Genomic DNA, 19120 nt, shown 5'->3' on the forward strand with positions numbered 1-19120 from the left:
TTATCGGAACTGGAGGAACTATAATGGACGGCATTTTACCGTTATGGAAAGAACGTGGCATGACAAGTCATGACTGCGTATTTAAATTGAGAAAAATTTTACATACCAAAAAAATTGGTCATGGTGGTACGTTAGATCCGGATGTCGAAGGGGTCTTACCCATCTGCGTTGGCAAAGGAACGAAAGTGATCGAATACATGGTAGATTCTGGCAAAACCTATGAAGGTGAAATTACACTTGGATTTGCTACGACAACCGAAGATGTTAGTGGCGAAATTGTTGAAAAAAAACCAGTTACAGCACCTTTGTCAACTGAACAAATTGATCAAGCAATGGCCGAAATGACAGGTGAAATCACACAAATCCCACCGATGTTTTCTGCGGTGAAAGTCAATGGTAAACGTTTATATGAATATGCCCGGAACGGGGAAGAAGTTGAACGGCCCCAACGAAAAGCTATGATTTATTCATTTGAACGTACTAGTGAACCAATTTTTAATGAATCTGCTCAAACACAAAGTTGGCGGTTTAAAGTGGTCTGTGGCAAAGGAACCTATGTGCGGACACTATCCGTGGATACTGGCAAAAAATTAGGCTATCCTGCCCATATGTCGGATTTAACGAGAACGGCAAGTGGCGGTTTGCAAGCTGCGCAATGCTTAACGTTAGAAGAAGTAGCCAAACAAATGGCTGCTGAAACAATTGATCAATGCCTGTTGCCCATTGAGACAGTAGTAGAACAATTCCCACGAATTGATTTATCAGATGAATTGTATCAAAAAGTAAAAAATGGCATGCGTTTGCACAAAAAAGAATTAGGAATAAAGGCAATGCCAGAATCCTTAGTTGCCTTATTTTACCAAAATCAAGTGGTTAGTTTATACATGCCACACCCAACGCATGATAAATTATTGAAACCAAGTAAAGTTCTACGGAATAATTAAATAAAAAAGAAGGAAGTTTTTGCACATGCAAGTTATTCAACTACATCATCCCTATGAACCCAATCAAATTCCTAATGAAGAAGTCGTGATGGTCCTAGGCTTCTTTGACGGTGTTCACAAAGGCCACCAAAAAGTAATTGAAACAGGTAAAAAGATTGCTGAGGAAAAAGGCTTGAAGTTAGCTGTGATGACCTTCAACCAACACCCATCAATCGTTTTTCAAAAAGTTTTACCAGAAAATATGAAATATTTAACTAGCTTGGAACAAAAAGAACGCCTAATGGCCAACTTGGGCGTTGATATTTTATATATTGTCGAATTTACTTCAGCGTTTGCTCAATTAAAACCGCAAGATTTTGTCGATCAGTATATCGTTAATTTAAATAGTGCAGTGGCAGTCTCTGGGTTTGATTATACGTATGGTCCTAAAGAAATCGCTGGAGTCAAACAGTTACCAACTTATGCGCAAGGCCGTTTTGAAGTGGTGACAGTACCAAAAGAAGAAATGACTGGTGCCAAAATTAGCTCAACAAGAATTCGCGAAAAAATGGAAGCCGGCGAAATGGAGGAGGTCACGGAGTTGTTAGGATATATTTATGAAACAGAAGGAACAGTTGTCCATGGCGATGCTCGTGGCCGTTTATTGGGTTTCCCGACCGCTAATGTCAAAGTGAAAAGCACCGTGCGCTTACCAAGAATTGGTGTCTATGCTGTGCAAATCGAAGTCGGTGGCAAATGGTATGTCGGCATGGGCTCAATTGGTCATAATGACACCTTTGGAGAAGGACGCGATTTAACCGTGGAAGTCTATATTTTGGACTTCCATCAAGACATCTATGGTGAGCAAGTGGTGGTTCGTTGGAATCATTATTTACGTGACCAAGTGAAATTCAATGGGGCTGAAGCCTTGATCGACCAATTAAAACAAGATGAACGAGATACGGCTGACTATTTCCAACAATCTGAGGACAAATAATGAAGATTCGTCAAGAAAAACCTGCAGAGTATCAAGCTGTAGAACGTTTAACGTATCAAGCGTTCAAGGAATTAAACTTGACCGAAAACTGGCGTCCCACAGAGCATTTTATCGTGCATTTATTAAGAGAAAGTGCCGACTTTATTCCGGAGTTGTCCTTAGTTTCAGAAACTGATCAAGGAAAATTAACGGGTCATATTATGTCTTCGAAAGCCAAACTACGATTACCTGATCATACAGAAAAGGCTGTTTTGACCGTTGGGCCGCTAAGTGTCCATCCAGAAGCACAGAACACGGGCGTAGGCTCAGCGTTAATTAAGCATTCTGTACAGAAGGCCAAAGAATTAGGCGTCGGCGGATTGATTATCCTGGGCCATCCAACTTACTATACGAAGTTCGGTTTTGTTCCAGCGACTACTTTTCAGATTACGTTACCGGAAAAAGAAACATCAGAAGCATTATTGGCTTTGGAATTACTGCCAGGTTATTTTAGCACAAGTGGTGGGGAGTGGCATTTTTCAACATGCTTTGCTTATCCAGAAACACACCTTGTAGAATTAGAAGCCTTTGAAGCAGAACTCGGAATAAATGAATAAAGAATAATAAGGAGGTCGGGACAGAAGTGTTTAACTCCGAGAAATAAGAAGGAATTTCCGAAAATTGTTCTATAATTTTTGGAGACCAAGTAGGTATTGTTCATCATCGAATCACTACGTTCTTCGTGATTCTCAACAATTTCGGCTTATTTCCGAAGGACCTTCACCAAGTAGGTACGATGATTTCATCTGTTCATGCTTCACAGTGAAACATCGCAACTCTTAGAGCTGTAGCTCTTTTGAAGGCTGTACTGTGACGAGACGCATGTCGAGAAAACACCTTAGAAGTTGTTGAGATCGGAGCAACGCGTAGTGTTGCTTCTGTTCCCGCCGTTTATTAGTTTTTGAGCGTGGAGCAAAAATCCAAAGTGATTTTTGTCCCACGCTCCTTTACTACTTTTTATTACAAAGTAGTTGACAGAACCGGTACTCAGTATTATTATGTAGTGGTACATAGTACTAAAGAGTAGTTTAGGGAGGAAAAGCAGTGAAGCAGACAGAGTTGCTAAAAGGCATTTTAGAAGGTTTAGTTTTAGCCATCATCCAAAGGAAAGAAACATATGGTTATGAAATTACAAAAATTTTAAATGACCAAGGGTTTACTGAAATTGTTGAAGGAACCGTTTATACGATTTTACTGCGTTTAGAAAAAAATCAATGGGTTATAGCTGAAAAAAAGCCTTCAGAAAAAGGACCAATGCGGAAGTTCTATCGCTTAACCTCATCAGGAGAAGCAGAACTCGCTGATTTTTGGCAGCGGTGGACGTTGCTTTCAAAACAAGTAAACAAGATGAAAAAAATGGAGGGATAGAGCATGTCAGATTTTAAAGCGTTGATCAAAAAAGTTGTTGGGGATAAAAAAGAGTACAAAGAATATAAACGACGGATTGCAGCATTACCAGCAGAGTATCGACAAGTATTTCAAGAAATTGAAAAATATGCATGGCATTTTTCAGATCATAGCGGAGCCAATATGTTCAATGCGTTGACTGATTTACTTGATTTGTTTGAAGAAGGAGCTGCTAACGGAACACCTATCAAAAATATTACGGGAGAAAAAGTAGGTGATTTTGCTGAAACAATTGTCAATGAAGTCGCTGGCAAATGGATTGATAAACAGAAAGAAAAACTGAATCATCAATTTTCTAAACAATAGTCAAAACAAAAAAAGGAGAATAAACATGGTTGAAAATTTTTTTAAAGAAGGAAAGTTGCTGGTTATTCCCAAGAAAAATGCGAAAAAAGTCCAAGAGTTTCAACGTGTGGCCAACCAATTTGAATTTGGGAAAGAATATACGGAAAAAGAAGTCAATCAGCGACTTAGAGAAATCTATGAAGATTATGCACTTTTGAGACGGTATTTAGTAGATTATCAGTATTTAGAAAGAGATAAGTTTGGAAAAATTTATCAGAAATGTGAGCAACACACAAAAATTATATAAATGTCTTTTTTTAAAAGTAGCGAAACTAGGTGAAATGAACCAAGTCTAGCTACTTTTTGTTATGTAAGCTTAGTAATAGTTCTATAAAAAACTCTCTATTTGTTTTCTAACTCAGACTGGTAAGATTGATTTAATTAGAAAAAGATAGAGGTGAGAGAATGAATCTACGTACTTTAGGTCTAACAAAAATTCTTTTGACCTTTATTATATTAAGTATTATTGGCGCGTTAATGATTTATAGCGCCAGTAGCTATGACTTGCTGATGCAAGGCGTGAAGCCCACTGCTGTGTTTATTAAACAAGGTATTATTATGTGTCTCAGCTGGGTGCTAATGTTCGTGATCTACAAAGTTCGACTAGAAGTGTTATTTAATAAGAAAATTGCGATTGGACTGCTTTTAGTTTCGGTACTATTACTGTTAATGGTTCGACTACCTTTTTTTGGTGTAGCAGCGAATGGCGCACAACGTTGGATTTCTCTCTTTGGAATCCAATTTCAGCCATCAGAGCTTTGTAATTTTGCGATTATTTATTACTTGAGTTGTTATTTAGGTGAAAAAGAAAATGGCTTGACAACGAAGCAGTTAAGGAAACAATGGCTGTTTGTTTTGGTCGTTGCATTTTTAGTTTTGATCCAACCCAAAGTTGGCGGGGCTATTCTTATTTTAGTTATTGGCAGTGTCTTGATTTTCTCAGCAAGTATTCATGCAAAATTTAGTGTAATTGCTGCGGGGATTGTCGTTGCTAGCGCGGCGCTTCTTTCTAAAATAATTATTTTTCTAGGGGATCACCAGTACTTACCACATTTTTTTGCGCATGTGTATGACCGCTTAGTTGTTTTGAAAAATCCGTTTTTATCCTTTCATGATCGCGGATTTCAGCCTTCAATGGCCTATTTGGCGATGTATAACGGTGGGTTTTGGGGCACCGGACTAGCCAATGGTATGGTAAAAAAAGGTGGCTTGCCAGAAGGTCAAACCGATTTTATCTTTGCGGTGATTGTGGAAGAACTTGGTTTGATTGGCGGCTTACTATTGCTATTTCTTTTGTTATTTTTAGCGGCCTCGATTTTGCGGAGTAGTTGTGTAATAAAAAATCATTGTTACGGCTTGTTTTTGTTAGGGGTCGGGACCTTGATTTTAGCTCAAACGGCGATTAACATTGGTGGCGTTTTGGGTTTGATTCCAATGACGGGAATTCCTTTACCGTTTGTTAGTTACGGTGGGACAAGTTATTTAATCTTTTCAGTGGTATTAGGAATCGTCATTAAAATTATTGCAAACGAAAGGCGGCAGTTAAATGGTCAATACAAAAAAATTCAACTTACATCTTAATTATGATTTATTATTGCCCATTTTTTTACTCACACTTTTATCTTCTGGTGTGCAATATTGGATTGCCGTTAATGAAGGAAAAGACGGAACTGTGCCAGCATTAAAACAACTCTTCTTTATTTTTGTTGGCTATGCAGGCATGTTTTTAGCTAGTCGGCTGTCACAGAAGTTTATTTGGAAAGTAGCTCCTTTTTTCTATGGGTTTTCATTAATCTTAATGAGTGCTTTGTATTTTTCCTATGACAAAGGAATGTATTTATTGACGGGCACAAAGCGCTGGTTAGATTTAGGGTTTATTAAATTTCAGCCATCAGAAATTGCGAAAATTGCGTTTATTTTAATGTTGGCAAAAATTATTGTCCAACATGAGCAACAAGACTGGTCCGATAAATGGCGTTCAGACAAGCAACTTCTAAAAAAAATCGTTGCGGTTAGTGTCCCTGTTTTTTTCTTGATGGCGGTACAAAAAGATTTTGGGACATCCCTTGTTTTCGTAACGATTATTCTATCTCTTTTAGTTATTTCAGGAATTGATCGCAAAATTTTAATCATTATTTTCAGTGCTTTAGCAACGTTAGGCGTGGTCTTGATTCTGTTAGTCTTTACAGAGTGGGGGCACAAAGTACTCTTCTTTTTACATTTTAAACAATATCAATTGGATCGAATTTTAGCATGGATTCATCCCTATGATTATGTCGATAAAATCTCCTATCAACAAGTACAAGGCTTATTGGCAATTGGTTCGGGTGGTTTATTTGGCAAGGGTGTGCATGGGATTGAAGTGTATGTTCCTGTTCGTGAGTCTGATATGGTTTTTACTTTTATTGGGGAAGCCTGGGGCTTTGTGGGCAGTGCCACCGTTGTTTTTCTCTATTTTTACTTGTTTTATCAAGTTTTAGTAGCTGGCTTGCGGAGCAATTCGCGTTTCTGTATGTACATCTGTGTCGCTCTTATTTTTTCGCTGGTCTTTCAAACGGTGGAGAATATCGGTGCGGTGATTGGACTGTTGCCGTTAAAAGGTATTCCGCTTCCGTTTTTAAGTCAAGGAGGCACTTCGTTAGTGATGGCTATCACTTCTTTAGGATTTGTCAAAGGAAGAGAAGCCACTACCTGAAAACACAAATAAAAACCAAGACTGGAACTCGCTTGCCGACAAGCTCTAGTCTTGGTTTTTACTATTGAAATTGTTTTTGGCATTCAGCCAAAAGTTGTTGAAGTTGTCGACTCATGTAACGTTCTTTTAAATAATAAACTGCCATGTTTCGTTTAGGTAGTTCTTGGTAAGTTAGTGTATGGATCGAATTGTCTAAAAGTTGAATATTTGTGTATTCGGGGACAATAGCGAAACTATCGGAATGAGACACCAAGTGAGTAATAAGTGAAAGAGTATCCACTTGAATGACTTTCTCTGGAGAAAAATTAGAAAACGTAGTATCTAGCCAATTGGTTAATTTGTTTTGCTCGGAAAATTCGGTATTTAAACGGACGAAGGGGTACATTGTTAGTTCTTTTAAAATTTCTTCCGTCGTAGCTTTTGCCAAAGCTGGATGATCGTTTCTTAAAATGAATTGATAATTTGCTGTAAATAAATCAATTTTACCAATATGTTCAGGTAATGGTAAGTCAGCAAAGGAAATACCAAAATCTGCATCCATTGTTTCCAAGGATTGAAGAATATTTTCTGTAATAATAGTATGGACTTGTAAGTTGGATGAACGATCCGTTAATGTTGTCATTAGTAAGTCATTCAATTTATATTCTAAATCACAGAGATAAGTGGCTACATAAATATGGTTGGAAGAATGATTAATTTCTTTTAGCTCTTCTTCAATTGAGACCAACTCATTGGTGATGCGCCAACAATATTTTTCTAAAATTAATCCAGCTGGTGTTAAGGTGGTAGTTTGACCTTGGCGATTAAAAAGTTCCGCGCCTAACGTTGCTTCAAGAATTTTTATTTGCTTACTTAATGCAGCTTGAGAAATTGCTAAATTTTCGGCTGCTTTAGTAAATTGTTTCACTTTGCATAACTCTAAAAAATAATGTAAACGAAATAGTTCCATGGGAATTCCTCCTTTTTCTATTCCTAGAATAAATAACGTAATTGTTCAAATAAATAACGGTGTGCTTCACAATGTCCGTGATGATTATTCTGAACTAAATAGATGGCTCGTTCTGGACTATCTTCCAGAGGAATACCAACTAAGTTACGTCTGTTTAGTTCATCAGTGAGTGAATAGGGAAGGATGCTACAGGCTTTTTCTCGTTGGACCATGTCTAAGACTAAATGAAGAGAAGGAAGTTCGATGACGATTTGCCGATTTTCCCAATTGATTTTACGTTCCCAACGTTTAAACACTTTTTTTTCATATACTTGATCGGAATATGCAGCAAAAGGTAAAGAACGAATTTCGTCAATCGTTACGCTATCGGCATGGGCTAAAGGATGATTTTTATTGACACAAAGGAGATAGCTTTCTGTATAAATTAATTCTTTCTCTAATGGAATCGAGGTATCCAAAAATATCCCAATCCCAATGTCAATTAAATCTGTTTCCAAGGCTGTTTCAAGATCGTAATAATACTTAAAATCAATACTTACATACGGATAGGATTGATTAAATAACAACAAGACTTCTCCAAATGCTTTATCTATATCAATTAAGTTTGTTCCAATCCGAATGGTCGTTGTCGATCCTTGGGTCACTAATTCATTAATCTCTTCTTGCGCTTCCTTAATGAGTGCAAAAATCATTTCTGTTCGCTTGGCGACGACTTCGCCTGCTGGAGAAAGCCGACAATGTTTCTTGTCTCTTAAAATTAATGAAGCACCTAATTCACGTTCCAACTCCTTGAGCTGGGTACTTAAATAAGGTTGACTCGTATGGAGCTTTTGAGAAGCTAAAGTAAAACTCGCATACTTTGAAACTGCCATAAAATATTCTAGTTGTTGTAATTTCATTTTCCTCACCGCCGTTTCTTTAACTATACAAAAAATAGCAGAAGAAAAGCTTCTCGACAAGGCTATCTGACGGTCTTTAGATTAATTTAACCAGTTATGATTCTATGAATAAATACGAATCATACCAGAAAACCATAGTAAATAAGCGGATTATTTTTCTTTTTGTTACTGAATGGACAAAAAGTTATCTGCTAAAAACTTTTTCTATATCGTTATTTTTTCAAGGAAGAATTATACTTGCTGTTGTAATTAAATAAGATTTGTTAGGTGAGGCTCCTATACAAACATAGGCTACTGCCCAAAAATGTCGAGAGACGCCAATGGGTAGAACAGGAACTGTCGAATGAAGGCTTTTCTTAAGGTAGCTAAAAGCAATCGCTTTTTACGTTGTATAGTGCTAAAGCTCAACGATAAGAACGATTATTCTTTGACACGTTGAGTTTTCAGCGTGTCTTTTTTTGTGGAAAGGGTGAGGAAAATGGAAGATGAACCGATCGTCAATTCAAGTCAACAACAGATAAATGAGGTGAAAGAAAATGGAAAAGAAAATGCGTCACTTGGGCCATGACTATAGTTACAAAAAGTTTGCCCATTCAGAAGTAGAAAAAGTTTTACAACGTTTCGGCTCAACTTGGGATGGCATTAAACACCAAGATATTGAAGAATTACAAGAACGTTATGGCCGCAACAAAATTATGAATGAAAAAAAAGCTTCACGGCTGCGACTTTTTATAAAATCGTATATCACGCCGTTTACTTTGGTGTTATTAGCACTAGCCACGATTTCATTTTTTACAGAATATGTCTATGCTGCGCCAGAGGAAAAAGATGTTACTGGCGTGTTAATTATGTTAGCGATGGTCATCTTAAGCGGCACGATGAGTTTTGTTCAATCAGTCAAATCAAGCAATGCAGTTGAAAAATTACAAAATATGATTAAAGTTACAGCGACAGTCATTCGTGACAAGAAGCAAATGGAAATTCCTATTGAGGAAGTTGTGTGTGGCGACTTAGTCCAACTATCCGCTGGCGATATGATTCCAGCCGATTTACGTTTAATCCAATCTAAGGACTTATTTGTTTCCCAATCATCCCTGACTGGAGAGAGTTTTCCCATTGAAAAACACGCGACTCATCAAAAAGATAGTGATCAAATTGATACAGAATACGACAATCTTTTGTTTTTAGGAACAAATGTAATTAGTGGCACTGGTTTAGGCATTGTCATTAAAGTTGGTAATCAAACTTTATTCGGACGGATGGCTTCTGATAACGGAGAAGAGCAGCAGCAGACGAGTTTTGAAACAGGAATTAATAAAACAACGTGGGTGCTGATTCGCTTTATGTTGGTCATTACGCCGACTGTTTTTCTAATTAATGGGTTAACAAAAGGCGATTGGGTGGAAGCATTAATGTTCGCGATTGCCACAGCTGTCGGCTTGACACCAGAAATGTTACCTATGATTGTAACAACCAATTTAGTCAAAGGTTCTCGAGAAATGGCTAAAGAAGGCACGATTATGAAAAATGTCAATGCCATTCAAAATTTTGGCGGGATGGATGTACTTTGTACGGATAAAACAGGTACCTTAACACAAGATAAAGTAATTTTAGAATACCACTATAATATTGGGTGCCAAGAAGATCAAAAAGTCTTGGATTTAGCATTTCTAAACAGTTATTTTCAAACGGGCTTGCGTAATTTAATGGATAACGCCGTTATTCAAGCGGCGACGCAAGAAAGTGATATACAATCAGATGATTTTTATAAAGTAGATGAAATTCCTTTCGATTTCAATCGACGTCGAATGAGTGTGATTATCAAAGAGTTTAAAACGCGAGAAACACGCTTAATTACCAAAGGGGCGGTTGAAGAAATGCTCTTGGTCTGCACACAGGTACTTTTAAATGGCGAAATTGTGCCCTTAACAGAGACGCTACGTCAAAAAATTACCAAAGACGTTGAAGCTTTAAATCGAGATGGTTTGCGCGTTCTAGCAATTGCCGATAAAAAAGTCGAAGCGGCTGAATGGGAGTATACAACTAAAGATGAATCAGAGTTGATTTTACAAGGTTATCTTGCCTTCTTGGATCCGCCAAAAGAAACAGCAGCGGCAGCTATTCACGCCTTGCATCAACATAATGTAGCTGTGAAAGTATTAACGGGGGACAATCAGTATGTGACGCATTCTGTTTGTAAAGAAGTTGGTCTGGCTGGCGAAAAAATTATTACAGGAAATGAACTTCAACAATTAAACCAAGAAGAATTAAGAAAAACCGTTCAAGCGTATAATATTTTCGCCAAAATTACGCCTGACCAAAAAGTTCGTATTGTAAATGCGTTAACTGAAAATGGTCAAACTGTTGGCTTTTTAGGTGATGGAATAAATGATGCTGGAGCAATGCGTGCTGCTGATGTAGGAATCTCTGTTGATACAGCTGTCGATGTGGCGAAAGAATCGGCGGATGTAATTTTATTGAGAAAAGATTTAATGGTTTTGGAAAAAGGAATTTTATCTGGACGGCGCGTGTTTACGAACACGATGAAGTACGTCAAATTAACAGCAAGTTCTAATTTTGGCAATGTTTTTTCCGTGATCCCAGCAAGTATCTTTTTACCATTTTTACCGATTGCTCCGATTCAATCGCTATTATTAAATCTAATTTACGATACTTCGTGTATGTCAGTTCCTTGGGACAAAGTAGATGAAGAATACGTAGAAAAACCAAAAAAATGGGAACCAAAATCAATTGGTAATTTTATGCGTTGGTTTGGTCCAACGAGTTCTATTTTTGATATTGTTACCTATTTATTTATGTACTTCATTGTGTGCCCGGCTATCCTAGGTGGCTCATTCTTTGAATTAAATGGAGCAGATCAATTGCTCTTTATTGGTATTTTCCATGCAGGGTGGTTCATTGAGTCCTTATGGTCCCAAATGCTTGTCTTGCATTTCCTACGAACAGAAAAAATGCCTTTCCTTCAAAGTAGTGCTTCTGGAATTATGACGTTAGTCACTACAGCAGGGATTGTTCTCGGAACTGTTTTACCTTTTACCGCTTTCGGAGCAGAACTAGGATTTGTCGGTTTATCACCAAGCTATTTCTTGTATTTAATCCCGACAATTGTTGCTTATTTAGCACTGGTTGCGTTCATTAAAGTTTTATACGTCAAACGTTACGGTCAATTACTGTAACTGATTTGTACTATTATATATAGAAAAATTTTTTTACTTTTCTTTCAAGGTTGAGGAGGTGTCGGTTTTTATGACAGCTCCTCGTTGTTGTTTTAAGTGGCTGCGCGAATTTTTTTATGGATTTATTTGTCATTTACAGTTAGTATGGCTAGTAGAGACTTTCCAAAAAGAACGAGCTTTTTGGTAATAAGGAGATAAAACGAGCTAATGACCAAAACAAACCAACTTTCAACTTCAACGCCGATGTTCGATCGGTCGGCCTATATTCATATTCCATTTTGTGAGCATATTTGTTATTATTGCGATTTTAACAAGGTCTTTTTAGAAGGACAACCAGTTGATGAATATATTCAGAGTTTATTAAAAGAAATTCAACTTACGCAAGCATTGTATCCAGAACAAGAAATGAAAACCATCTATATTGGCGGAGGCACGCCAACTTCATTATCAGCGAAACAGTTAGATGTGCTACTAAAAGGGGTTCGCGAACAGCTAACGTTTGATGACCGAAATGAATTTACGGTGGAAGCAAACCCTGGTGATTTAACCCAAGAAAAATTACAAGTCATGAAAAACTATGGCGTCAATCGTCTTTCGATGGGCGTTCAGACATTTGATGATCGCTTGCTCAAAAAAATCGGCCGCAAGCACACCGCCGAAGATGTTTATGAAACAATGAAATTTTTAGAGAAAGAAAATTTTACCAATGTCAGTATTGACTTAATCTATGCTTTACCTGGACAAACATTGGAAAGTTTTCGCGATACTTTGACAAGAGCCTTAGCATTGGACTTGCCGCACTATTCGCTTTATTCATTAATTCTTGAAAATAAAACAATGTTCATGAACTGGGTTCGTCAAGGACGGTTACAGCTGCCTGAAGAAGAAATCGAAGCACAAATGTTTGACGAAACGATTGAAGCAATGGAGAAAAAAGGACGTCATCAATATGAAGTCAGTAATTTTGCTTTAACAGGAAAAGAAAGCCAGCATAATCTGGCTTATTGGAATAATGACCACTACTATGGATTTGGCGCAGGTGCCAGCGGCTATCTTGGGCAAACTCGTTACAAAAATCACGGTCCAATCCAACATTATTTGAAACCCTTGCGAGAAAATCAATTGCCAATTGTGGAGACTGAAGAATTAACTCGTCTAAATCAAATAGAAGAAGAGCTATTTTTAGGCTTACGTAAAAAAGTAGGCATTTCTAAACAAAAATTCCAACAAAAATTTCATGAACCAATTGAAGCGATTTATGGAGAGGTCATTCAACGCTTAATCAAAGAAGAATTATTAATTGAAGAAGCAGATATCTTACGTTTAACGAAAAAAGGACTATTTGTGGGGAATAATGTTTTTGAAGCATTTTTGTTAAGTGAAAAAGAGTAAAAAAATAAAAAAATCATCGAAGTGTGACAAAGCATTTCGATGATTTTTTTATTACAAAAGTTGGTATTGATGGTTTTTGAAGGTGGTTTGCAGCGATTAGCACTCTTGCGTTAAGAGTGCTAAAAAGTTGCGTATTTCCCTTGACAAAAAGGTAAGGACTTGTTATATTAGTATATGTAGTTAGCACTTAGATGTTAAGAGTGCTAATGAAGGGTGGTAATAACGATGATTACAGAAAGACAACAAAATATCTTGAGACTTATCATCCAAAATTACACGAACACGGGCTTACCTGTCGGTTCTAAGAAATTGATGGAGGATGGCATTGCCTCTAGTTCTGCCACAATTCGTAATGATATGAAAGCATTAGAAGAATACGGCTTATTAGCTAAGACCCATTCTTCTTCAGGGCGAATCCCCTCAATGGCTGGTTATCGTTACTACGTGGATCATCTTTTACAACCAACACAAGTAGAAGAGAACGAACTTAGAAGAATCCGTCAATCTTTTGGAAAAGAATTTCATGAGATTAATGATATTATTCGACAATCAGCTGAAATTCTATCAGAATTGACAAGTTATACTGCTTTTTCATTAGGACCTGAAGTGAAAGAACGGAAATTAACCGGCTTTCGAATGGTTCCTTTGAATGATCGGCAAGTCCTTGCTATTATAGTGACAGATAAAGGCAATGTTGAAAACCAAGTATTTGCCATTCCTGCCGCTGTTTCTAGCCAAGATCTTGAAAAAATGACACAAATCATCAATGATAAGTTGGTTGGACAACCTTTGTTGACCGTTTATCATCGTTTGCGGACGGAGATTCCGATGATTTTACATCGCTATTTCCAAACGCCAGAAGGAATGATGAACTTATTCGATGAGATGTTAGGACATGCCTTTGAAGAAAAAGTCTTTGTCGGTGGTCGCATGAATTTGTTAGATTTTGGCATCAAACAAGATATTGAACAATTGAAATCTGTCTATTCCTTTATGCAAAATTCTGATGAGCTGACGCATTTATTAAATGGTTCTGCAACAACAGAAAATCCAATTGTTTTTCGTATCGGCTCAGAAATTGGCAACAATCTCTTAGAAGATATGAGCATGATCACTGCTACGTATGAAGTATCAGGACATGGCAAAGGAACAATTGCCCTGCTAGGACCAACCAGTATGCCGTATTCAAAAATATTCGGTTTGGTAGACACGTTTCGACATGAGCTAGCTTCACAACTAGGTGACTATTACCGTTTTTTAGGTAATTAAGCAAACCTTGTTAGGATAAGAAGTAGATGCATAAAGAGAAAGGAAGTTGCTGAAGTGAGTAAAAAAGAAGAGAAGCAAGAAGAATTACAAGAAGAAATGGAAGCTGTTGATGCTGCTGGCGTTTCTGAAGTAGAAGTTGAAGCAACAGAGATTGAAAATCTTAAAGCAGAGCTTTCCGAAATGGAAGACAAGTTCTTGCGGGCAAGAGCCGAAATTGCTAATATGAGCAATCGAAATAAAAACGAACGAGAATTATTAGTTCGTTACCGCTCACAAGATTTAGGTAAAAAGATTTTACCATCCATTGATAATTTAGAACGAGCAATGGCTATTGAAGTATCAGATGAACAAGGCGAAAGCTTGAAAAAAGGTATTTCGATGGTGCTAGAAAGTATTACTGTGGCTTTAAAAGAAGAAGGAATTGAAGAAATCCCGGCAATGGGTGAAACCTTTGATCCAAATTTACATCAAGCCGTTCAAACAGTCCCTGCTTCTGAAGAAACCCCAGCAGATACCATTGTTGAAGTTCTACAAAAAGGGTACAAATTACAAGATCGTGTGTTACGACCATCAATGGTCATTGTCGCACAATAACAAACGTTAATTAAAAATATATTATTATAGAAAACTAATACAGATTGGAGATATTCACTATGAGTAAAATTATTGGTATTGACTTAGGAACAACAAACTCAGCTGTCGCAGTGCTAGAAGGCGGCGAAGCAAAAATTATTGCAAACCCAGAAGGTAACCGCACAACTCCTTCGGTCGTTTCATTCAAAAACGGTGAAATTCAAGTGGGCGAAGTAGCAAAACGTCAAGCTGTTACAAATCCTAACACGATTTCATCTATTAAACGTCACATGGGTGAAGCTGGCTACAAAGTTGATGTTGAAGGGAAATCATATACACCACAAGAAGTTTCTGCAATGATCTTACAATATTTAAAAGGTTTTGCTGAAGACTATTTAGGTGAAAAAGTTGAAAAAGCAGTTATTACAGTTCCTGCATATTTCAACGATGCGCAACGTCAAGCAACAAAAGATGCTGGTAAAATTGCTGGCTTAGAAGTAGAACGGATCGTTAACGAACCAACAGCAGCAGCTTTAGCTTATGGCTTAGATAAAACAGACAAAGATGAAAAAATTCTTGTCTTTGACCTTGGTGGTGGTACATTCGACGTGTCAATCCTTGAATTAGGCGATGGCGTTTTCGATGTATTATCAACAGCCGGTGATAACAACCTAGGTGGGGATGACTTTGATAATAAAATCATTGACTACATGGTTGCAGAATTTAAAAAAGAAAATGGCATTGACTTAGCTAACGATAAAATGGCGTTACAACGTTTGAAAGATGCTGCTGAAAAAGCGAAAAAAGACTTATCAGGCGTAACAAGCACACAAATCAGCTTGCCATTTATTACTGCTGGCGAAGCAGGACCATTGCACTTAGAAATGAACTTAACTCGTGCAAAATTTGATGAATTAACAAGTGATTTAGTTGAACGTACAAAAGTACCAGTACGTCAAGCCTTGAAAGATGCTGGTTTAAATCCTTCTGAAATCGACGAAGTTATCCTAGTTGGTGGTTCAACACGTATTCCAGCTGTAGTTGAAGCTGTTCGCAAAGAAACAAACAAAGAACCAAACAAATCAGTTAACCCTGACGAAGTAGTAGCAATGGGTGCTGCAATCCAAGGTGGCGTAATCACTGGTGATGTTAAAGACGTTGTCTTATTAGACGTAACACCGTTGTCATTAGGGATTGAAACAATGGGTGGCGTATTTACAAAATTAATTGATCGTAACACTACGATTCCAACAAGTAAATCACAAGTCTTCTCAACTGCTGCTGACAATCAACCAGCTGTTGATATTCACGTTTTACAAGGTGAACGTCCAATGGCCGCTGATAATAAAACATTAGGTCGTTTCCAATTAACAGATATTCCTGCGGCTCCTCGTGGTGTGCCACAAATTGAAGTAAGCTTTGACATTGATAAAAACGGGATTGTAAATGTTCGTGCGAAAGACTTAGGCACTCAAAAAGAACAAACAATCACGATTAAATCTTCTTCAGGTTTATCTGATGATGAAATCGAACGTATGGTGAAAGATGCTGAAGCAAACGCTGAAGCAGATAAACAACGTAAAGAAGAAGTTGACTTACGTAACGATGCAGATGCTTTATTATTCACTGTTGATAAAACATTGAAAGAATTAGAAGGCAAAGTAGACGCTGAAGAAGTGAAAAAAGCAGAAGATGCGCGTGATGAATTAAAAGCAGCCATCGAAGCAAACGATATCGAACAAATGAAAGCAAAACGTGATTCATTGAATGAAATCGTCCAAAACTTAACAGTAAAACTTTACGAACAAGCTGCGCAACAACAAGCACAAGAAAATCCTGAAGCTGCCCAAGGTGGCGCTGATGATGTTGTTGATGCTGATTTTGAAGAAGTAAATGGTGATGACAAATAATCAATAACAATTGATTTTAGGGACTGGATCATTAGTACAATGACTAATGTCCCAGTCCCTTGTCTTTTGTGAGAAAATCAACCACAATCAAGTTAGCAAGAAACTATTTAGGTTTTGAAAGAACTGTGGTATGATTACAACGATGTTAAACAAGCTGAAAATACCTATTCACAGCTAGTAACACTGATTCAAGGTGTGACAGATAATCCAACCAGAGAGACCGAAAGCAATCGATGAATTTGGCTGGTTCTAAACACATTGTAAAGTTTGAAGAAAGTTGGAGGGAAGTCAATGGCGACGAAACGAGATTATTATGAAGTGCTAGGATTAGCAAAAGGTGCTTCAGATGATGAAATTAAAAAAGCATACCGCAAACTTTCCAAAAAGTACCATCCAGATATTAACAAAGAAGCCGATGCGGAAGAAAAATTTAAAGAAGTTTCTGAAGCGTATGAAGTATTAAGTGATCCACAGAAAAAAGCGGCCTATGACCAATATGGCCATGCAGGAACTGATCCTAATTACGGTGGCGGCGCTGGTGGCTTTGGCGGTTTCGGTGGCGGCGGATTTAGCAGTAGTGGTTTTGGTGGATTCGAAGATATTTTCGATTCATTCTTTGGCGGCGGCGGTGGCCGTTCTGTTGATCCAAATGCACCAAGACAAGGCGCCGATTTACAATATACAATTCAATTGAAATTTGAAGAAGCTATTTTCGGTGTCGAAAAAGAGATTAAGTACAATCGAGAAGATACTTGTGCAACCTGTGGCGGTAATGGCGCCAAACCAGGCACACACCCAGAAACTTGTCATAAATGTCATGGCTCTGGAACAATCAATGTTGAACGGCAAACGCCATTAGGTCGTATGATGAGTCGTCAAACTTGTGATGTGTGTCATGGCACAGGGAAAGAAATTAAAGAACCATGTCCAACTTGTCATGGCACAGGTCATGAGAAAAAAGCACATACTGTCAAAGTAAATGTGCCTGCTGGAGTAGAAGACGGCCAACAAATGCGCTTAGCTAACCAAGGAGAAGCGGGTACCAATGGTGGACCATATGGTGATTTATATGTAGTCTTTCGTGTTGAAGATAGTGACATTTTCGACCGAGATGGCGCAGAAATCTACTATGATTTACCAGTAAGTTTTGTCCAAGCGGCTCTAGGGGACGAAGTAACTGTCCCAACTGTTCATGGTGACGTGAAATTAAAAATTCCGGCTGGAACACAAACTGGCACAAACTTCCGCTTAAGAGGTAAAGGTGCGCCACGTTTACGTGGTGGGGGCAATGGTGATCAACACGTGAAGGTGAAATTAATAACACCAAAAAATCTTAATGAAGAACAAAAGGATGCCCTACGAGCTTTTGCAAAAGCTGGCGGACAGAATGTAACTGAACAACAAGAAGAAGGCTTCTTTGATAAAATGAAAGATGCGTTTGGCGGTAAGAAGAAAAAATAAACCAAAAGAGTCAGAGACAAAAGCAGTTAGCTCCAAGTGTTCATCACTCTCGAAGGCTAAATTGCAACGAGTAATTGTAGGTGCTGCTTTTGTTCAATTGATTATCTTAAGATTTAGAGAGTGGGACATAAGTCGTTTTGACTTATGTCCTATTTTCGTTTCTTATTTCCAAACATTTTACGAGAATATTTTAAAATTTAGCGTATACTTAATATAAGCAAGTTAGGAGGGCTTATTTATGAAACCATATGTTTATGTAATCAGTGATATTCATGGACAAGCAGATTTGTTTGATGCCTTACTCACAGACTATGACCCAGTCGAGCATCAGCTAGTTTTAATTGGTGATTTAAACGACCGTGGTCCGCATTCTAAAGCCTGTTTTCTCAAAGGAAAAGAACTTGTCGAGCAACACGACGCTGTTTATTTACGAGGCAATCATGAAGAATATTTTTTGCAGTTTCTTCAAAATCCAGAGGACTGGTTTGCAGGATATGTTCGCAATGGTGGCAAGGAAACAATTGAAAGTCTCTTACATCCAGGAGCTACTGCAGAATACTCACCAACAGAAATGGCCTTAATGATCCGTAGTCGCTATCCAGAGTTAATTGATTTTTTAACAAAACGACCGCTTTATTTTGAATGGCAGCATTACTTATTTGTGCATGCTGGGGTTGATTTAACGATGGAAGATTGGCGGCAAACAGCCCCTAAGGATTTTTTGTGGATTCGCGAACCCTTTCATCAAGGGAAAAATAATACAGGCAAGACCATTGTTTTTGGTCATACCATTACCCCGATGTTACATGGTGATATGCAGACCACGGACCTTTGGCAAAGTGATGGAAAAATTGGGATAGATGGTGGTGCTATTTTTGGCGGCTCTGTGCATGGTGTGATTTTTAATGAAAAAGGCATTGTCCAAGATATCGAATATCAAAAACGCACCCCTGCGTGGCAACCAGAATTTTGATTCCTTAATCGCACGAATCAGTTACCTCACTTCTATATTTAGAAGCAAAAATATGCTAAAATAGATAAGTATGCATAAGAAAAGAGGTATC

18 protein-coding genes and 1 riboswitch are annotated in these 19120 nt (G+C 37.8%); of the genes, 16 read left to right on the plus strand and 2 right to left on the minus strand.

Features of this window, described 5'->3' with window-relative positions; translation table 11 throughout:
• Positions 1 to 23: 23 nt before the first annotated feature.
• The 8 genes from truB (at position 24) to AB1I62_RS06250 (ending at position 6406) form a co-directional block, all read left to right on the plus strand.
• Positions 24 to 944, plus strand: coding sequence for a tRNA pseudouridine(55) synthase TruB (gene truB, locus AB1I62_RS06215; protein WP_367019135.1), 921 nt, complete (start codon positions 24 to 26; stop codon positions 942 to 944).
• A 25-nt stretch (positions 945 to 969) separates the two neighbouring features.
• A complete protein-coding gene (gene ribF / locus AB1I62_RS06220; protein WP_002363808.1) occupies positions 970 to 1920 on the plus strand; it encodes a riboflavin biosynthesis protein RibF in 951 nt (316 codons plus the stop codon).
• Positions 1920 to 2516: a GNAT family N-acetyltransferase gene (locus tag AB1I62_RS06225; RefSeq protein ID WP_104859360.1), complete on the plus strand. Its 597-nt coding sequence runs from the start codon at positions 1920 to 1922 to the stop codon at positions 2514 to 2516. Before ribF ends, AB1I62_RS06225 begins: the two co-directional genes overlap by 1 nt.
• A gap of 487 nt (positions 2517 to 3003) precedes the next feature.
• Positions 3004 to 3327 carry a PadR family transcriptional regulator gene (locus AB1I62_RS06230; RefSeq protein WP_002357837.1) on the plus strand — a complete coding sequence of 108 codons (324 nt, stop codon included), beginning with the start codon at positions 3004 to 3006 and terminating at the stop codon, positions 3325 to 3327.
• Between the two features lie 3 nt (positions 3328 to 3330).
• Positions 3331 to 3672, plus strand: coding sequence for a DUF1048 domain-containing protein (locus AB1I62_RS06235; RefSeq protein ID WP_104859700.1), 342 nt, complete (start codon positions 3331 to 3333; stop codon positions 3670 to 3672).
• A gap of 25 nt (positions 3673 to 3697) precedes the next feature.
• Positions 3698 to 3958: a DUF2087 domain-containing protein gene (locus tag AB1I62_RS06240; protein WP_104859699.1), complete on the plus strand. Its 261-nt coding sequence runs from the start codon at positions 3698 to 3700 to the stop codon at positions 3956 to 3958.
• 158 nt (positions 3959 to 4116) lie between these two features.
• Positions 4117 to 5292 (plus strand): FtsW/RodA/SpoVE family cell cycle protein, encoded by a 1176-nt coding sequence (locus tag AB1I62_RS06245; RefSeq protein WP_104859698.1) that lies wholly within the window; start codon positions 4117 to 4119, stop codon positions 5290 to 5292.
• Positions 5258 to 6406, plus strand: coding sequence for an FtsW/RodA/SpoVE family cell cycle protein (locus AB1I62_RS06250; protein ID WP_104859697.1), 1149 nt, complete (start codon positions 5258 to 5260; stop codon positions 6404 to 6406). The genes AB1I62_RS06245 and AB1I62_RS06250 overlap by 35 nt, the downstream gene beginning before the upstream one ends.
• Positions 6407 to 6467: 61 nt before the next feature.
• Here the strand turns inward: AB1I62_RS06250 and AB1I62_RS06255 are convergent, their stop codons facing one another.
• Entirely contained in the window at positions 6468 to 7355 is an 888-nt protein-coding gene (locus AB1I62_RS06255) for a LysR family transcriptional regulator (protein ID WP_002357832.1), read from the minus strand.
• Between the two features lie 23 nt (positions 7356 to 7378).
• Complete coding sequence (locus AB1I62_RS06260) at positions 7379 to 8254, minus strand: LysR family transcriptional regulator (RefSeq protein ID WP_002382245.1); 876 nt, start codon at positions 8252 to 8254, stop codon at positions 7379 to 7381.
• Positions 8255 to 8506: 252 nt separating this feature from the next.
• Positions 8507 to 8677: riboswitch (M-box (ykoK) riboswitch) on the plus strand.
• 113 nt (positions 8678 to 8790) lie between these two features.
• Here AB1I62_RS06260 and mgtA point away from each other — a divergent pair.
• From mgtA to AB1I62_RS06300, 8 genes are all read left to right on the plus strand, one after another.
• Entirely contained in the window at positions 8791 to 11451 is a 2661-nt protein-coding gene (gene mgtA, locus AB1I62_RS06265) for a magnesium-translocating P-type ATPase (RefSeq protein ID WP_002363817.1), read from the plus strand.
• 243 nt (positions 11452 to 11694) lie between these two features.
• Complete coding sequence (hemW, locus tag AB1I62_RS06270) at positions 11695 to 12843, plus strand: radical SAM family heme chaperone HemW (RefSeq protein ID WP_164978377.1); 1149 nt, start codon at positions 11695 to 11697, stop codon at positions 12841 to 12843.
• Between the two features lie 225 nt (positions 12844 to 13068).
• On the plus strand, positions 13069 to 14112 hold the full coding sequence (gene hrcA, locus AB1I62_RS06275; protein WP_002357828.1) for a heat-inducible transcriptional repressor HrcA: 1044 nt from the start codon (positions 13069 to 13071) through the stop codon (positions 14110 to 14112).
• A 54-nt stretch (positions 14113 to 14166) separates the two neighbouring features.
• Entirely contained in the window at positions 14167 to 14706 is a 540-nt protein-coding gene (grpE, locus tag AB1I62_RS06280) for a nucleotide exchange factor GrpE (protein WP_002357827.1), read from the plus strand.
• 59 nt (positions 14707 to 14765) lie between these two features.
• The gene (dnaK, locus tag AB1I62_RS06285; RefSeq protein ID WP_002357825.1) at positions 14766 to 16595 is read left to right on the plus strand and encodes a molecular chaperone DnaK; all 1830 of its coding nucleotides are present in this window, start codon (positions 14766 to 14768) and stop codon (positions 16593 to 16595) included.
• A gap of 114 nt (positions 16596 to 16709) precedes the next feature.
• Positions 16710 to 16832 carry a hypothetical protein gene (locus AB1I62_RS06290; RefSeq protein ID WP_002357824.1) on the plus strand — a complete coding sequence of 41 codons (123 nt, stop codon included), beginning with the start codon at positions 16710 to 16712 and terminating at the stop codon, positions 16830 to 16832.
• A gap of 54 nt (positions 16833 to 16886) precedes the next feature.
• Positions 16887 to 18056 (plus strand): molecular chaperone DnaJ, encoded by a 1170-nt coding sequence (gene dnaJ / locus AB1I62_RS06295; RefSeq protein WP_002357822.1) that lies wholly within the window; start codon positions 16887 to 16889, stop codon positions 18054 to 18056.
• A gap of 238 nt (positions 18057 to 18294) precedes the next feature.
• Positions 18295 to 19029: a metallophosphoesterase family protein gene (locus tag AB1I62_RS06300; RefSeq protein WP_002369513.1), complete on the plus strand. Its 735-nt coding sequence runs from the start codon at positions 18295 to 18297 to the stop codon at positions 19027 to 19029.
• Positions 19030 to 19120 lie beyond the last annotated feature (91 nt).

This window comes from Enterococcus sp. AN402, assembly GCF_040719405.1.
Taxonomy (GTDB): Bacteria; Bacillota; Bacilli; order Lactobacillales; family Enterococcaceae; genus Enterococcus; species Enterococcus faecalis.

Excerpts from the sequence above, each read along its gene's own strand:
- AB1I62_RS06235 (WP_104859700.1), top strand. The coding sequence starts at position 3,331 with ATGTCAGATTTTAAAGCGTTGATCAAAAAAGTTGTTGGGGATAAAAAA.
- dnaJ (WP_002357822.1), top strand. The coding sequence starts at position 16,887 with ATGGCGACGAAACGAGATTATTATGAAGTGCTAGGATTAGCAAAAGGT.
- mgtA (WP_002363817.1), top strand. The coding sequence starts at position 8,791 with ATGGAAAAGAAAATGCGTCACTTGGGCCATGACTATAGTTACAAAAAG.
- AB1I62_RS06240 (WP_104859699.1), top strand. The coding sequence starts at position 3,698 with ATGGTTGAAAATTTTTTTAAAGAAGGAAAGTTGCTGGTTATTCCCAAG.
- ribF (WP_002363808.1), top strand. The coding sequence starts at position 970 with ATGCAAGTTATTCAACTACATCATCCCTATGAACCCAATCAAATTCCT.
- hrcA (WP_002357828.1), top strand. The coding sequence starts at position 13,069 with ATGATTACAGAAAGACAACAAAATATCTTGAGACTTATCATCCAAAAT.
- AB1I62_RS06245 (WP_104859698.1), top strand. The coding sequence starts at position 4,117 with ATGAATCTACGTACTTTAGGTCTAACAAAAATTCTTTTGACCTTTATT.
- AB1I62_RS06225 (WP_104859360.1), top strand. The coding sequence starts at position 1,920 with ATGAAGATTCGTCAAGAAAAACCTGCAGAGTATCAAGCTGTAGAACGT.
- AB1I62_RS06260 (WP_002382245.1), bottom strand. The coding sequence starts at position 8,254 with ATGAAATTACAACAACTAGAATATTTTATGGCAGTTTCAAAGTATGCG.
- AB1I62_RS06255 (WP_002357832.1), bottom strand. The coding sequence starts at position 7,355 with ATGGAACTATTTCGTTTACATTATTTTTTAGAGTTATGCAAAGTGAAA.
- dnaK (WP_002357825.1), top strand. The coding sequence starts at position 14,766 with ATGAGTAAAATTATTGGTATTGACTTAGGAACAACAAACTCAGCTGTC.
- truB (WP_367019135.1), top strand. The coding sequence starts at position 24 with ATGGACGGCATTTTACCGTTATGGAAAGAACGTGGCATGACAAGTCAT.
- hemW (WP_164978377.1), top strand. The coding sequence starts at position 11,695 with ATGTTCGATCGGTCGGCCTATATTCATATTCCATTTTGTGAGCATATT.
- AB1I62_RS06250 (WP_104859697.1), top strand. The coding sequence starts at position 5,258 with ATGGTCAATACAAAAAAATTCAACTTACATCTTAATTATGATTTATTA.
- AB1I62_RS06300 (WP_002369513.1), top strand. The coding sequence starts at position 18,295 with ATGAAACCATATGTTTATGTAATCAGTGATATTCATGGACAAGCAGAT.